Origin of the sequence: Beduinella massiliensis (genome assembly GCF_900199405.1) — a bacterium.
Taxonomy (GTDB): domain Bacteria; phylum Bacillota; class Clostridia; order Christensenellales; family Aristaeellaceae; genus Beduinella; species Beduinella massiliensis.
The window spans coordinates 1,024,265-1,037,795 of record NZ_LT963430.1 but is presented as its reverse complement, the minus strand read 5'-3'; the positions used below and the strand labels follow the sequence as shown (position 1 = coordinate 1,037,795).

The 13,531-nt window shown below is 62.8% G+C and carries 17 protein-coding genes; 10 read left to right on the top strand and 7 right to left on the bottom strand.

The features are described 5' to 3' along the window. Positions 1–21: 21 nt before the first annotated feature. A complete protein-coding gene (locus tag C1725_RS05320) occupies positions 22–546 on the bottom strand; it encodes a flavodoxin domain-containing protein (protein ID WP_346026380.1) in 525 nt (174 codons plus the stop codon). Between the two features lie 2 nt (positions 547–548). Beyond that, positions 549–1,037 carry a MarR family transcriptional regulator gene (locus C1725_RS05315; protein WP_102410625.1) on the bottom strand — a complete coding sequence of 163 codons (489 nt, stop codon included), beginning with the start codon at positions 1,035–1,037 and terminating at the stop codon, positions 549–551. Between the two features lie 145 nt (positions 1,038–1,182). Between C1725_RS05315 and C1725_RS05310 the strand changes: the two genes are divergently transcribed. Genes C1725_RS05310 through C1725_RS05300 form a run of 3 tightly spaced genes read left to right on the top strand, consistent with a single transcriptional unit; the run spans position 1,183 to position 3,689 of the window. After that, positions 1,183–2,481, top strand: coding sequence for a glutamate-5-semialdehyde dehydrogenase (locus C1725_RS05310; protein ID WP_102413251.1), 1,299 nt, complete (start codon positions 1,183–1,185; stop codon positions 2,479–2,481). A gap of 34 nt (positions 2,482–2,515) precedes the next feature. Further along, positions 2,516–3,328: a TIM barrel protein gene (locus tag C1725_RS05305; RefSeq protein ID WP_102410624.1), complete on the top strand. Its 813-nt coding sequence runs from the start codon at positions 2,516–2,518 to the stop codon at positions 3,326–3,328. Next, positions 3,312–3,689, top strand: a complete 378-nt coding sequence (locus C1725_RS05300) for a VOC family protein (protein WP_102410623.1) — start codon at positions 3,312–3,314, stop codon at positions 3,687–3,689. The genes C1725_RS05305 and C1725_RS05300 overlap by 17 nt, the downstream gene beginning before the upstream one ends. 80 nt (positions 3,690–3,769) lie before the next feature. On the opposite strand, the gene C1725_RS05295 is transcribed toward C1725_RS05300, so the two are convergent. Beyond that, the gene (locus tag C1725_RS05295; RefSeq protein ID WP_102410622.1) at positions 3,770–4,333 is read right to left on the bottom strand and encodes a DJ-1 family glyoxalase III; all 564 of its coding nucleotides are present in this window, start codon (positions 4,331–4,333) and stop codon (positions 3,770–3,772) included. 110 nt (positions 4,334–4,443) lie between these two features. Here C1725_RS05295 and C1725_RS05290 point away from each other — a divergent pair, with 110 nt between their 5' ends. The 3 genes from C1725_RS05290 to C1725_RS05280 all read left to right on the top strand — a co-directional run bounded on the left by C1725_RS05290 (position 4,444) and on the right by C1725_RS05280 (position 7,867). Beyond that, the gene (locus tag C1725_RS05290; protein WP_102410621.1) at positions 4,444–4,740 is read left to right on the top strand and encodes a TIGR04076 family protein; all 297 of its coding nucleotides are present in this window, start codon (positions 4,444–4,446) and stop codon (positions 4,738–4,740) included. A 75-nt stretch (positions 4,741–4,815) separates the two neighbouring features. Continuing rightward, positions 4,816–5,670, top strand: coding sequence for a DNA glycosylase (locus tag C1725_RS05285; protein ID WP_102410620.1), 855 nt, complete (start codon positions 4,816–4,818; stop codon positions 5,668–5,670). A 163-nt stretch (positions 5,671–5,833) separates the two neighbouring features. Continuing rightward, complete coding sequence (locus C1725_RS05280) at positions 5,834–7,867, top strand: sodium-translocating pyrophosphatase (RefSeq protein WP_102410619.1); 2,034 nt, start codon at positions 5,834–5,836, stop codon at positions 7,865–7,867. Between the two features lie 124 nt (positions 7,868–7,991). Here C1725_RS05280 and C1725_RS05275 read toward each other — a convergent pair whose 3' ends face one another. Further along, positions 7,992–9,521 (bottom strand): SEL1-like repeat protein, encoded by a 1,530-nt coding sequence (locus C1725_RS05275; protein ID WP_102410618.1) that lies wholly within the window; start codon positions 9,519–9,521, stop codon positions 7,992–7,994. Positions 9,522–9,738: 217 nt separating this feature from the next. Between C1725_RS05275 and C1725_RS05270 the strand changes: the two genes are divergently transcribed. Beyond that, on the top strand, positions 9,739–10,296 hold the full coding sequence (locus C1725_RS05270; RefSeq protein ID WP_102410617.1) for a helix-turn-helix transcriptional regulator: 558 nt from the start codon (positions 9,739–9,741) through the stop codon (positions 10,294–10,296). Continuing rightward, positions 10,274–10,930, top strand: coding sequence for a methyltransferase domain-containing protein (locus C1725_RS05265; protein WP_102410616.1), 657 nt, complete (start codon positions 10,274–10,276; stop codon positions 10,928–10,930). The genes C1725_RS05270 and C1725_RS05265 overlap by 23 nt, the downstream gene beginning before the upstream one ends. A 49-nt stretch (positions 10,931–10,979) precedes the next feature. Here C1725_RS05265 and C1725_RS05260 read toward each other — a convergent pair whose 3' ends face one another. Genes C1725_RS05260 through C1725_RS05250 form a run of 3 tightly spaced genes read right to left on the bottom strand, consistent with a single transcriptional unit; the run spans position 10,980 to position 11,882 of the window. Continuing rightward, complete coding sequence (locus tag C1725_RS05260) at positions 10,980–11,210, bottom strand: hypothetical protein (protein WP_102410615.1); 231 nt, start codon at positions 11,208–11,210, stop codon at positions 10,980–10,982. An 11-nt stretch (positions 11,211–11,221) separates the two neighbouring features. Next, positions 11,222–11,674, bottom strand: coding sequence for a hypothetical protein (locus C1725_RS05255; RefSeq protein ID WP_102410614.1), 453 nt, complete (start codon positions 11,672–11,674; stop codon positions 11,222–11,224). After that, positions 11,661–11,882, bottom strand: a complete 222-nt coding sequence (locus C1725_RS05250) for a helix-turn-helix domain-containing protein (RefSeq protein WP_102410613.1) — start codon at positions 11,880–11,882, stop codon at positions 11,661–11,663. Before C1725_RS05250 ends, C1725_RS05255 begins: the two co-directional genes overlap by 14 nt. Positions 11,883–12,646: 764 nt before the next feature. Between C1725_RS05250 and C1725_RS05245 the strand changes: the two genes are divergently transcribed. Together C1725_RS05245 and C1725_RS05240 are read left to right on the top strand one after the other, a co-directional pair. Continuing rightward, the gene (locus C1725_RS05245; RefSeq protein ID WP_102410612.1) at positions 12,647–12,925 is read left to right on the top strand and encodes a DUF3892 domain-containing protein; all 279 of its coding nucleotides are present in this window, start codon (positions 12,647–12,649) and stop codon (positions 12,923–12,925) included. 174 nt (positions 12,926–13,099) lie between these two features. Beyond that, complete coding sequence (locus C1725_RS05240; RefSeq protein ID WP_346026379.1) at positions 13,100–13,531, top strand: MarR family winged helix-turn-helix transcriptional regulator; 432 nt, start codon at positions 13,100–13,102, stop codon at positions 13,529–13,531.

The window sequence follows — 13,531 nt, the reverse complement described above, 5'->3', positions numbered from 1 at the left end:
GCAGGAACCGCCGGGGGTCATTTATGCCTTGGCCGCCGCGACGATGGGCTCCACCGCCGCCCTGTCCGTCCAGTCCATGCGCTTGCCGTACGTCTCCTGTATGAGGCGGAGCTCCTCCGTCGGCTCCTTCATCCTGCCGATTGCCGCGTGCATCCCTGCCATCATGAGGCGGTGCAGCGGGCTCAGGCGCGCGTAGTCCATCGCGCCGCGCAGGTGAAAAAAGGCGATGCGCCTTTGCATGTCCGGGCTGAAATTCTGCGCCCGTACCTGTTCGAGCGTGGGCGACTCCGGCGCGGCCATGCCCACCGTGAACACGATCAGCCGTTTCCCGTCCAGCAGCGTCTCGTGCTTCGTGAGCGCCTTCACGCCGCGAATGGCGCTCGCATACAGGGAGCCGCCGAAGATCACCGTGTCGTAGTCAGAAAAACGCTGCTGCTTCCACTGCTTTACGTTCACCGCCTCGCAGCCGAGCCTCTGCGCGATCTCCCTCGCGTAGCGCTCCGTCGTGCCATAGCGGCTTGCGTACAAAACCACCGTCCTGCCCATGTTCATTCCTCCTCCGCCTGCCTGTACGCCTGACGCAGCCGCAGGGCCTGCTCCCCCAGCCGCAGCAGGCCGCTGCGCATCGTCTCGATCTCCGCCTCCGTCAGCACGCCCATGAAGGCGCGCAGGAACGCGTCGTTCTTTTGCCCGTTCTGCCGCTCGTAGTCGTCCGCCTTCTTCAGCACCTCGATGCGAAGCGCCCGTGCGTCGCGCGCGTCGCGCTTGAGCGCGATGAAACCCTTCTTCGCCAGCTTTTCCGCGATCGCCTTCGCGTTCTGGCGCGACGTGCCCATCGCCTCTGCGAGCTGGGTCAGCGTCGGCGGCTCTTCAAAGAACATCCTCAGGTTCAGCAGCATGAACCACTGCCTCGTCGTGAGCTCCCCCAGGCACTGTCCGCTGTCCCCGATGGCCTCCAGCCGCGTCCCCACCAGAAATAGCAGCCCAAACACCTGATAGGCCGGCTCCACGCCGCAAAGGTGTTCTTCCATGTTCATGCGCAGCCCTCCAATACGTAATACATTGCGTTATTGCGCATTATATTACGTATTCTTCCGGATGTCAAGGTCTGAATTGAGGGTCGATTTTTAGGGCGCGATGGTTTATAATGAAAAAATCATCGAATACGAGGAGGGATTTCACTTGAAAACCCCTGAAATACTGGCCCGCGAGGCGCGCGCGGCGTCCATCCCGCTGGCGGCGCTGGACGCGAAGACGCGAGACGGCGCGCTGCTCGCGATGGCCGAGGCGCTCACCTGCCAGCGCGAGGAGATCTTCGCGGCCAACCGCGAGGACATGGCCCGCGCGAAAGAAGAGGGGCTCGCCGCGCCGCTGCTCGCCCGGCTGCGCTTCGACGAAAAGAAGCTTTCGGGCGTGGTCGAGGGCCTGCGTTCGCTGGCGTCGCTGCCCGACCCGCTGGGCGCGACGCAGATGGCGACGGAGCTCTCCCCCGGGCTGGAGCTCTACCGCGTCTCCTGCCCCATCGGCGTGATCGGGGTGATCTTTGAGTCGCGCCCCGACGCGCTGGTGCAGATCTCCGCGCTCTGCCTCAAGAGCGGAAACGCGGCGCTGCTCAAGGGCGGGCGCGAAGCCCTGCGCACCAACCGCGCGCTCTTCGGGGCGCTGTACGGGGCGGCGGTCCGCGCGGGCGTGCCGGAGGGGGCGCTGGCGCTGCTGGAGACGCGCGAGGACGTGGGCGCGCTGCTCTCGCTGGACGAATCCATCGATCTCATCATTCCGCGCGGCTCGAACGCCTTCGTGCGCTACATCAAGGATCACAGCCGCATCCCCGTGATGGGCCACGCGGACGGCCTGTGCCACGTATACGTGGACGCCGCGGCAGACGTGCAGATGGCGGTGGACATCGCGGTCGATTCCAAGGCGCAGAGCGTGGCGGTCTGCAACGCCTGCGAGACGCTGCTGGTGCACCGGGACGTCGCGGGGGCTTTCCTGCCCAGGCTGGCCCCGGCGATGGCGGCAGCGGGCGTGCGGCTGCGCGGCTGCGCGCGCACGCAGGCGCTCATCGCCTGCGAGGCGGCGACGGAGGAGGACTGGCGGACGGAGTACCTCGATTACGAGCTCTCCGTGCGCGTGGTGGATTCGCTGGACGAGGCCATCGCGCACGTCAACACCTACGGCTCCGGCCACACGGACTGCATCGTGACCGGCGACGAAGCCGCCGCACGGCGATTCATGGCGCTGGTCGATTCGGCGGGCGTCTATCAGAACTGCTCCACGCGCTTTGCCGACGGCTTCCGCTACGGCTTCGGCGCGGAGGTGGGCATCGCCACCGGCAAGGTGCACGCGCGCGGCCCCATGGGGCTCGAGGGGCTCTGCATCTACAAGTACAAGCTGATCGGCAGCGGGCAGACCGTCCGCCCCTTTGCCGGGGGCGAGGCCGCCTTTACGCACCGCCCGCTTCTCAAGGACTGCCCGTACTGATAAGCCGCTGCGCGCGAAGTGGAGGGAAACAGCCATGAACATCGGCATGCCGACCCTTTTGGAGACGGAAAACCTTGCGGACTGCGTCGCCCTGTGCCGGGCGCTCGACCTGCAATTCATAGAACTGAACGGCAACTTTCCGTCCTACCTGCCCGCGCGGCTGGACGCGGCCGCGCTCCTGGCCGTGACGGAGGCGGGCGGCCCCTACTTTACCCTGCACGCGGACGGTTTTTTGAACCCGCTGGACTTCGACGCGGAGATCGCCGCCGCCTACCGCCGCTCCCTTTGCCACTCGCTGCGCCTGGCAAAGGCGATCGGCGCGCCGGTCGTCAACCTTCATCTGCCCCGGGGTGACTTCATCACCCTGCCCGACCGGCGCGTCTTCCTCTACGCGCGCTACGGAGCCGAATACCGCCGTGCGCTGCTGGAGACGCGGGCGCTTTGCGAGGACGAGCTCGCGGGCGGCCCGGTACGGGTCTGCATCGAAAACACGGAGGGCTGGCAGCCCCACGAGCAGGAGGCCGTAGCGCTGCTGCTGGAAAGCCCGTGCTTTGCGCTGACGATGGACACGGGGCACCTGCACGCCGCCGGCGGCGGGGACGAAGCCTTTTTCGCCGCGCACCGCGGACGCCTGATGCACATGCACCTGCACGACGCCCTGGGCCGCCGCAACCATCTGGCGCTCGGAGACGGCGAAATCGACCTGCCCGCGCGCGTCGCGCTGGCGCAGGACTGTGGCTGCCGCGTCGTGCTGGAGACGAAGACCGTCGCCGCGCTGCGGCATTCCGTCCCGGCGCTCCGCGCGCTGCTGAACGAGGAGGGGACGCGCCATGCTGCCGTCGATTGAACTGCGCACCGTCGTGCTGGACTGCCGGGACGCGCACGAGCTGGGCGCGTTTTACAGCCGTCTGCTCGGCTGGCCGGTCGCCTGTGAGGAAGCGGACTGGGTGCTCCTGCGCAGCCCCGTGCCCGGCGGCGCGGGCCTCGCCTTTCAAGCGGAGCCGGACTATGCGCCGCCCGTCTGGCCGGAGGTTTCCGGCAAGCCGCAGAAGATGGAGCATATCGACTTTCGTGTTCAGGATCTTGACGCGGCCTGCGCGCACGCGCTCGCCTGCGGGGCGCGCCTCTCACCGAACCAGTATCTCAAGGGTGTGCGCGTCTTCTTCGATCCCGCTGGACACCCCTTTTGCCTGTTCACGGACGCTTAGAACACCGCAAACAAAACGAGGCCGGGGAGCGCCGCCCCCGAACCTCGCTCAAGGAATTTCGCTTTCTAAGAATTCGCCGTTTAATTCGCTTCGGACGCCTGAAGAAGCATGTCGTAGAGCATGCCCTTTCGCAGCGGGGCTGCGTCGCCGCCCAGCGCGTCCACCAGCGCATACGCAAAGGCAAGCGCCGTCGCCGGGCCCCGGCTGGTAATCAGGTTCCCGTCGCGCACCACCAGCTCCTGCCGATAGTCGGCGTCTGCGAAGAGCGCTTCGTAGCCCGGATACGAGGTGAGCCTGCGGCCCTTTGAAACGCCCGCCCTTTGCAGCACCATCGGCGCGGCGCAGATGGCGGCGACGAACTTGCCCGCGCCATCAAAGCGGCGCACCAGCTCGATCACGCGCGCGTCGTCGCGCAGGTTCGTCGCGCCCGGCAGTCCGCCGGGCAGCACCACCATGTCGTAATCGTCCATGGCGCCTTCCAGCGTGCGATCCGCCAGCACGGCAATTCCGTGCGAACCGGTCACCTGCGCGCCCGTGACGCCCACCGCGTCGCATTCAAACCCCGCGCGCCGAAGCACGTCCACCGTGAGCAGCGCCTCGCCCTCTTCAAACCCCTCCGCCAGCAAAACGGCGATCCTTTTCATGTAGATTCCCTCCCTGTCAGGTCGTCAGTTTCCGTATGATTCCGTTATAACGCATTTTGGGCGCGTTGTAAATTTAAAATTCAACTCAGATTCAGTCGGAGGACGAACCGATGAAAAAATGGCTCCAGGAAGACTGGCGGTTTGAAATCACCGTGGTCGCCGGCCGGGCGGAGGATTGCCGCATGGGCCTTGAAAAGGGCGACCATTTTGCGTGCGGATACGAATGTCCCGCCGGTTTTTGCCCCAAGACGATGGCCCTGCTGCACACCTATTGCGAGATCGCGCGGTGCGGGGGCGATTACCGGCTGCGCGGCAGCGGGACGCGCGGCGAAATCGATTTTCCCTGCGCGGATCACTGTATCACCTTTCACCTCAAGGCGATTCCGCTGCGCGGCCAAACGAAATAGGCGCGGCCGCCCACCCATTTCCAGCCCCGCGCCGTCCCGAGATATGGTATCATGAACCCCATGGAGGTTGAAAGCATGCGAATCGACATCCCGGACTTCGACATTCGAAAGACCGCCGAAAGCGGCCAGTGCTTCCGCATCCGCCCGCTTGGGCAGGATAGCGCCTACAGCATCGTCGCGGGCGGGCGCTATCTGGAGGTGCGGCCCCTCGGCGGGGAGGCGTTCGACCTCTCCTGCACGCCCCGCGAGTGGGAGGCTTTCTGGCGCGCCTACTTCGACATGGACACGGATTACGCCGGGGTGCTTCGCCGCATCGACCCGGACGACGCCTTTCTCTGCGCGGCGGCGCGCTACGGGCGCGGCATCCGCATTCTGCGTCAGGACGCCTTTGAGACGACCGTCTGCTTCATCATCTCCCAGCGCAAGAACATCAAGGCCATCGAAAAGTCGGTGGACGCGCTGTGCGAACGCTTCGGGGAGCCGCTGCCCGCTCCGCACGGCGGTCTGCGCGCCTTCCCCGCGCCGGAGCGGCTCGCGTGCCTCACGGAGGCGGACCTTGCGGACTGCTCGCTGGGCTATCGCGACAAGTACGTGCTTTCCGCCGCGCGGGCGTTCACAGACGGCGGCCTCTCGCACCGCCGCCTCGCCGCCATGGGGTTTGAAAAGGCGCGGGAGGCGCTCCTTTCCATCAACGGGGTCGGCGTAAAGGTCGCAAACTGCATCCTGCTCTTCGCGCTGCACGACGTGGATGCCTTCCCGGTGGACGTGTGGATCGCGCGCGTGCTGGAGCGCGAATACGGCGGCGCCTTCCCGCTGGGCCGCTATGAAGGCTGCGCGGGGATCGTGCAGCAGTACATGTTTTATTACGCGCGGGGCGAAAAGTATGCGCGCGCCGCCGGAGAGGGCGCAGCGCGAAAAGAAAAGCTATAAACTGTGTTCAAACGGTTCTTTCCCGCGTGGGTTTGCTTTATGATGGGAGGCAGATGCTCGCGGGCGATGTCGGGGGAGACATGCGGCGTATGCCTGCGTGTCTCCCCCTTCTCTATGATCGCGTGAACGTTCTCCCAAACACTGAAACGGAGGTGTACTCCCCATGCTCTGGCCCATTCTCTCCATCGCCGTCTCCCTCGCCGCGCTCCTCGTCGCCGCCTTTTTCTATCGCTGGGTCAAGGCGCTGCCGGTCGAAGGCGGCCGCCTTCACCAGGCCGGCAGGCTCATTCAGGACGGCGCGTTTACGTTCCTGCGCCGGGAATACCGCATCCTCGCAGGCTTTTGCCTGGGTGTGGCACTGCTGATCTTCCTCGTCTTCCCTGTACCGCTCTGGCAGGGCGGCAGCCCGATGCCGAACCTTTCGATGGCCCTTGCGTACCTGCTGGGGTCTGCCCTCTCCGCCTGCGCGGGGGCCGTGGGCATCAGCATCGCCTCGCTGGCCAACGTGCGCGCGGCCACCGCCGCCCGCAAGGGGCTCGCCCCCGCGTTCATGGCGGGCTTTCGCGGCGGCGCGGTGATGGGCCTCGCGGTCGTGGCCACTTCTCTGCTGGGCGCGGCGGCGCTCTACCTCGTCACGCGCAGCACCGACGCGGTGATGGCCTTCAGCTTCGGCGCAAGCTCCCTGGCGCTGTTCGCCAAGGCGGGCGGCGGCATCTTCACCAAGACCGCCGACATCGCGGCCGACCTCACCGGCAAGGTGGAGCTGGGCATTCCGGAGGATGACCCGCGCAACCCCGCCGTCATTGCGGACAACGTCGGAGACAACGTGGGCGACGTCGCGGGCATGGGCGCGGACCTCTTCGACAGCAACGTCGCCTCCATGGCCGCGGCGATGATCATCGCGCTGCCGCTGGGACGCATCGACCTGATCTTCTGCTACGGCGCGCTGGGCCTGCTCGCCTCCATCTTCGGCGTGCTGCTCTGCCGCGTCAGGGAGGGCGGGAACCCCAGCCGCGCGCTGAATGGCGGCACCTACGTCACCTGCGGCACGTTCGCGCTGCTGACCGGCTTCGCCTCGCTGCTGTGCGGCTACAGCCTGCGCATCTGGGGCGCGGCGATCGTGGGCATGGCGGCGGGCGTGCTGATCGGTCTCACCAGCGAGTTCTTCACGGGGGACGACAAGAAGCCCGTGGCCCGCGTGGCGGAGTCGTGCAAGAGCGGCCCGGCGTTTACCATCCTCTCCGGCTTTTCCTACGGCCTGATCAGCACGCTCCCCTCCATGGCAGGCATCGGGCTGGCGGCACTCGCGGCCTATAAGCTGTGCGAGCCGCTCGGCGGCAATTACCCCATGCTCGGCATCGCCATGGCGGCCATCGGCATGCTGGCCATCGTCGGCATGATCATCTCCAGCGACGCCTACGGCCCGATCGTGGACAATGCGCGCGGCGTCGCGGAGATGGGCGGCCTGGGCGACGACGTGCTCGCGATCACCGACAAGCTGGACGCCGCCGGGAATACCTCCAAGGCCATCACCAAGGGCTTTGCCATCGGCGCGGCGGGTCTCACGGTCATCGCGCTGCTGGGCGCTTTCAAGGAGACGGTCGAGGCGGCGGGCGCGCAGGTGACGTTCAATCTGATGAACCCGCTGGTCTTCTTCGGCGCGCTGGTGGGCGCGGCGATTCCGGCGCTGTTTTCCGCAATGCTGATTCTGGGGGTCAACCGCAATTCGCAGAAGATGGTCGCGGAAATCCATCGCCAGTTTCGCACCATCCCCGGCCTGCGCGAGGGGCGGGCGCAGCCGGATTACGGCCGGTGCATCGACATCGCGACCGTCGGAGCGATCGGGGAGCTGATTCCTGCGGGCATGATGGCGATCTTCGCGACGCTGGCGGTCGGTTTCATCGGCGGCGTGGAGGCCGTCGGCGGCTACCTCACCGGCAACATCGTGACCGGCTTGCTGCTGGCGATGCTGATGAGCAACGCGGGCGGGCTTTGGGACAACGCGAAGAAGTACATCGAAGCCGGGCACTGCGGCGGCAAGGGCAGCGACGCGCACAAGGCCGCCGTCATCGGAGACACGGTGGGCGATCCCTTCAAGGACACCGCCGGCCCCTCGCTCAACACGCAGATCACGGTCGTCTCGCTGGTTTCCTCGTTGGCCGCGGCACTCTTCGCCGCCTCGTCCCTGATTCGCTGACGCGCAGACCGAAGAGACCTCCCGAACCGGCGCATCCCATAGGCCGAGCGCGGCCCCGGACAGGCGATGTCCGGGGCCGCTGCTTTCTGCGCAATGTAAGATCGTGCTGTGCGTATTGTTTCCGTCATTGCCCGGCGTTTGCGCGTTCCCGCCACATCAGCGCCATCTCACGGTTCTTTGGAACGCCCAATCCGCTTTCGTAGAGGATGGCGAGATTTTCCATCGCGTTCGTATTGCCCAGCTCCGCCGCCTGCTCGTATAATTCCGCGGCTTTGGCGTAATCCTGCGCCACGCCTTTGCCCTGGTGATAAAAATAACCTAAATTGTTGATCGCAGACGCATGACCCAGCTCTGCCGCCTGTTCATACCAGCTTTTCGCCGTCTCATAGCTCTGCTCTACGCCCAGTCCCTCTTCATAAAACCATCCCAGACGGAACATTGCGCTATCAATCCCCTGCTCTGCCGCCTGCTCGTACCAGCTCCGTGCTGTTTCATAGTTCTGTTCTGCGCCCCGTCCGTCTTCATAGAACCCCCCAAGGTAGTACATGGCCAGGCCGTACCCCTGCCCGGCCGCCTGCTCATACCAGCTTCGCGCCATCTCGTAGCTCTGCGCTACGCCCTGCCCCTCTTCATAAAACAGGCCCATACAGATCATCGCATAGCCGCTCCCCTGCTGAGCCGCCTGCTCATACCAGCTTCGCGCCGTCTCGTAGCTCTGCTCCACGCCCTGCCCGGCTTCGTAAAACCATCCGATATTCTCCATCGCGCCCACATTCCCCAGCTCCGCCGCGCGTTCATACAACTCGGCCGCGGTCGCGTAATCCTGCGTTACGCCCAGCCCGTCTTCATAAAGCCGGGCCAAATTGAACATTCCGTATGTGTTCCCCAGCGCCGCGGCCTTTTCATACCATGTACGCGCCGCGGCAAAGTCCGTCTCCACGCCGTGGCCATCCTCATAAACAACTCCCAGGTTATTCATTGCGTCGTCGTGGCCCAGCGCCGCGGCCTTTTCATACCATGTGCGCGCCGTCTCGTAGTTTTGTTCGACGTATTTGCCCGCTTCGTACATCCAGCCCAGATTGTACATCGCGTGGGTGCTTCCCTGTGCTGCGGCGCATTCATACCAGTACGTTCCCGCCTCGACGTTCTGCTCGACGCGGGAGTCGTACACATACGCCCACCCCAATGCCTCCATCGCGTCGATATCGCCCAACTTCGCCCCCTCTTCGTACCAGCGAAGTGCCTGGGCCACATCCGTCTCTACCCCATAGCCTTTTTCATAGATTCGTCCAAGCTCGTACATCGCGCCCGCATGTCCCTGCGCCGCCGCAATTTCAAAGCATTCCTTCGCCTTGACGTGGTTCACCGTCACGCCGACGCCGTATTCATAGCTGTATCCCTGTTCGTACAGCTTCTGCGCCGATTCCGCTTCGGCCGTCTGCTCCCCGGGCGTGGCATCCCCCGCCGCATGCTCCTGCTCGTACGCCTCAAGCGCCCTCTCAAGGCGCATTCCCAGATCGCCGACCTGCTCCAGAAAGTCCCCGGCTCCGCGCTCCGCGTGCGCGGCGAAGCCGGGCGCGGCGCACAGCGTGAGCGCCGCAAGGGCGGCTGCAAGCGTCCGCAGTTTTCGATTGTAACCCGTGCTTTTCTTCATGAGTTTTCCCTCCCCATGCCGGTCCGGCGCCGCGCTTATCGCGAACGTCAGCCTTATATAATTGTTATTTTTATTTTACCATGTGCTTCCGGCAAAGGCAAGCGCGCCCTGGCCGTATAAGGGCTTCCCTCTCCGAGGCGCGTTTCATTTGGGGGCTTGACAAATAGTCAGTGCTGAGTATAATATAGTCAGCACTGACTACGAGGGAGGGCGAGGTATGATTCCCCTGTACATCCTGGGCATGCTGCTGCGCTACGGCCCGCAGCACGGCTATCAGATCAAAAAGCTGCTCGCGGAACAGTTGGCGGACTTTACGGACATCAAGCTGCCGACAATTTACTATCATCTGGAAAAGATGGAGGCCTCCGGCCTCATCACCGCCGAGCAGGTGAAGGAGGGCGTGCGTCCGGAAAAACGGGTGTACGCCGTGAGCGGCGCGGGACAGGACGCCTTTGCGCGGCTGCTCGCGCAGACGCTGGACATGCGCTACCGCCCGACGTTCGAGGCGGATTCGGCCTTTTTCTTCTCGGACAGCCTCGATGGCGCCGCGCTCGTGCGCGCGCTGCGCGCGCACGCACAGCGGCTTGAGGCGTCGCTCGCGCGCATCGCTGCCCACCGGGCCGAGGTCGTATCGCCGCTGCCGCCGGACATGCGCACGGCAGCGGACCTCATCTTCGAGCACCACGCGCTGCACTATCAGGCGGAGCTGCGGTGGGCGCAGGAATCCATTCAAAGATTGGAGGAGACGGAGCATGACGAGACCCAGGGTCATTGAGACGAACGAGGGCATTCAAAGCGAGATCACGGCGGCCACATTCGACGTATTCGCGCGCTTCATGCGGGACAAGGGCTGGAACGGGGTGGACAGCATGGTCGCCTCGGGCATCGCGGGCGGCGACATCCTCGAAATCGGGCCCGGCCCCGGCTACGTCGGGCTGGAGCTGTGCAGGAAGGTGGATGCCCGCTCCCTCACCGGCTGTGAAATCAGCCCGGCCATGCTGCGCCTGGCGGAAAAGAACGCGGCGGATTGCGGCTTCCCCGCCTCCTACGTTCAGGCCAACGCCATGCAGATGCCCTTCGCGGACGCCTCCTTCGACTGCGTCATCTCCAACGGCTCCCTGCATGAATGGGAAGAACCGGAGCGCGTCCTCGACGAAATCCACCGCGTGCTGCGGCCCAGCGGACGCTTTTGCATCACCGACCTGCGCCGGGACGCGGCGCTGTGGAAGGTGGCGATGGTCTACCTGAGCACGCGGCCCAAAGAGATGCGCCCCGGACTGATGACCTCGCTGCACGCCGCCTACACGAAGGCGGAAATTGAGGGCATCCTGCGTCGTTCGGCGCTCGCGGGCGCCGCCGTGAAGGAGGAATTCTTTGGGCTGTGCATCAGCGGCGCGAAGAACCGGTAAGACAAGAAGAGGGCATGACGGCTTCAAAAGCTCCGTCATGCCCTCTTCCCTATCCCCGCAGCCGCGCGGCCAGGCGGCGCTTCCACCTGCACGCCGGGAAGTCCCCTCCGCCGTGCCCGCGCCGATAGAGGCCCGCGACCATCAGCACGATGTAAAGCCCCGCCGCCATGCCGTTGATGAAGCAGGCCGCGTCGCCCTTGATCTCCCGCGTCAGGAAGTACACGATGCTCAGCAGCGCGCCCGCGCGCAGAAAACCGTTCGTCTCCGTGCGATTGCACATGTTCACCCCTCCTAAAACCGGTTCCTGTAGTAGACCTTGAAACCCGCCTTGAGCAGCGCCATGCCGGCGAGCGTTAAGAGAAGCGTCGCAGAGACGGTCAGGTTGAAATAGCCCGCGATGCAGCCCGCCGCGCCGACGGCGCCCATGGCAAGGTTGTAAGCGAAGCCCCCCATCTTATCGAGGATGAAGCGGCGGCGCTCGTCCTTTTCCTGCACGTACAGCTTGCGGCGCGCTTCCTCGTTCCTCAGTGCGCGCAAGGCGAGGATCAGCTGCCGCAAAAGCAGGATGCTGAGCCCCGCGAAGATGCCGGATTGGAACCCGCGCACCATGCCCAGGGTGTGGTCGTCCACGCCCGGCATGTCGGCGCGAAACAGCGGCGCGACGACGGAGGCCGCAACGAAGAGTACGAGCAGCGCGGCGTAAAGCGCCACGCGGCGCCTGAGAATGCCCTTAAATGCTTCCATCTTTCATATCCTCCACTTCCGAAAAGTCGAATACCTCTTCGATCGTCAGCCCAAAGTAGCGCGCGATCTTATAGGCCAGCACCAGCGAGGCGGTGTACTTCCCGCACTCCAGCGAGGTGATGGTCTGCCTCGTGACGCCCACGATCTGGGCCAGCTCCTCCTGCGAAAGCTTTTTCTTCTTCCGCAGCTCGGGGATGCGCGTCTTCATCCGTTCCCCTCCTTTTTTGCAATGCATGCTTTGCATTTTTAGTATAGCTCGCTTTGCACATTATGTCAAGCAAACTTTGCAAAAAAGTCTCTAACAAAAGAACCCCGATAAAATTTTGCCCGTCATACGCCCAATTTTTGTCCTTCTCAGCTCTCAACAACGATAGGTTTTACACGTATTCTATATTCGTTTAGTGTATAATCTTCGCCGGCAACACCTATTTCACGTCGCATGAAACAAAAAAAGAATGAGCCGATGTGTTTATAGGAACTTTGTTCCAAAACACACCGGCCCGTTCTCAGAGTACCTTCTACACCTCTTTAAGCCATCACGAAACACATTTCAACCCACGAATTAGTTTCTCAAGACTAACTCGACTTGACTATTCTATTATACAATATAGGCGCAAATCTATTATACAATATAGTTGCAAATATTTCAATCATTTTTTCGTGTTACGTGAGAAGCTTCAAGAATGTTTAAGTTATAAAGAAATATATTTATTATACCGCTTGCATTCAGAATAAAAATATGATATTATTTCCACTAGGGGAAGCAGAGATACGAAAAAAGCCAAATTGGAATGTCAGTTCCAATTTGGCTCGCAGATTGCCCGACAAATTCGAGCCTAAAGACATATTAATTATAATAAAAATAGCACGTTTTGTCAAGCCTTCTGCAACAGCTGTACGGAAAGGTGGGATTATTTACGACAGTACAGTTCTGCTTCTCCTTATATTAATGAATAAGAAGGAGACAAAAACATGTATTATTCGACGAAAATCAAAATGATGCCCGGTTGTGGGAACTCAAACAACGCGCAGGAGATCGACCAAATCTACGTCGCGGGGAACGGCTGGAACGACTTTTATCCCAAGGGTCAGCTGCACGACTATCTCAAGCGAGCCCCCGGGACAATCTGCGTCGACATTTACCCCTACCCCGAGCTGCTTCCAGCGACCAGCTCGCGGGGCGAAAAATACGTCCGTTCGGAATCTAACGATTCCCCCTATGACAACCTTTTAAGATTGCCGCGCGTTTAACCCGTAAAAGCTGCAAGGCCGCTCGTGCCTTGCAGCCTTTTTCATGGACGTTTCGGTTTATCCTTCGGATTGTGAACTCTTTGTGTACTTTTTGCCCGCCCCTTGACGCGCCGAATGGATTGTGCTAAATTAGTTAGCGTGCTAATTAAAATTGCACGACAAGGAGAGGTCCCGATGGAACAATACCCCCACATCAGCCTGATGATTAAAATTCTGCACCACGCGTTCGCGCGCAGGCTGAACCACAACATGGAGGAAGTCGGCCTGACGAAGGCCCAGTGCGACGTGCTGGGCTATCTGCATCGGCATGCGGACGAACCCGTCTATCCCATCCATCTGGAGCGCGAGCTGCACCTCAAACGCCCGACGGTGACGGGGCTCGTCAAACGCCTGGAGGAAAAGGACTTCGTGCGCTGCGTGCCCAGCCCCACCGACAAGCGCTACAAGGAGCTGCACCTCACGGAAAAGAGCCATGCACACCACGAGCAGGTGCTGCGCTTCATCGAGGAGCAGGAAGAAATCCTGCTGCGCGGGCTGGACGGGGCCGACCGGGAGACGCTTCGTCACCTGCTCACCATCCTGCTGCATAACATGCAGGCGGAGTAA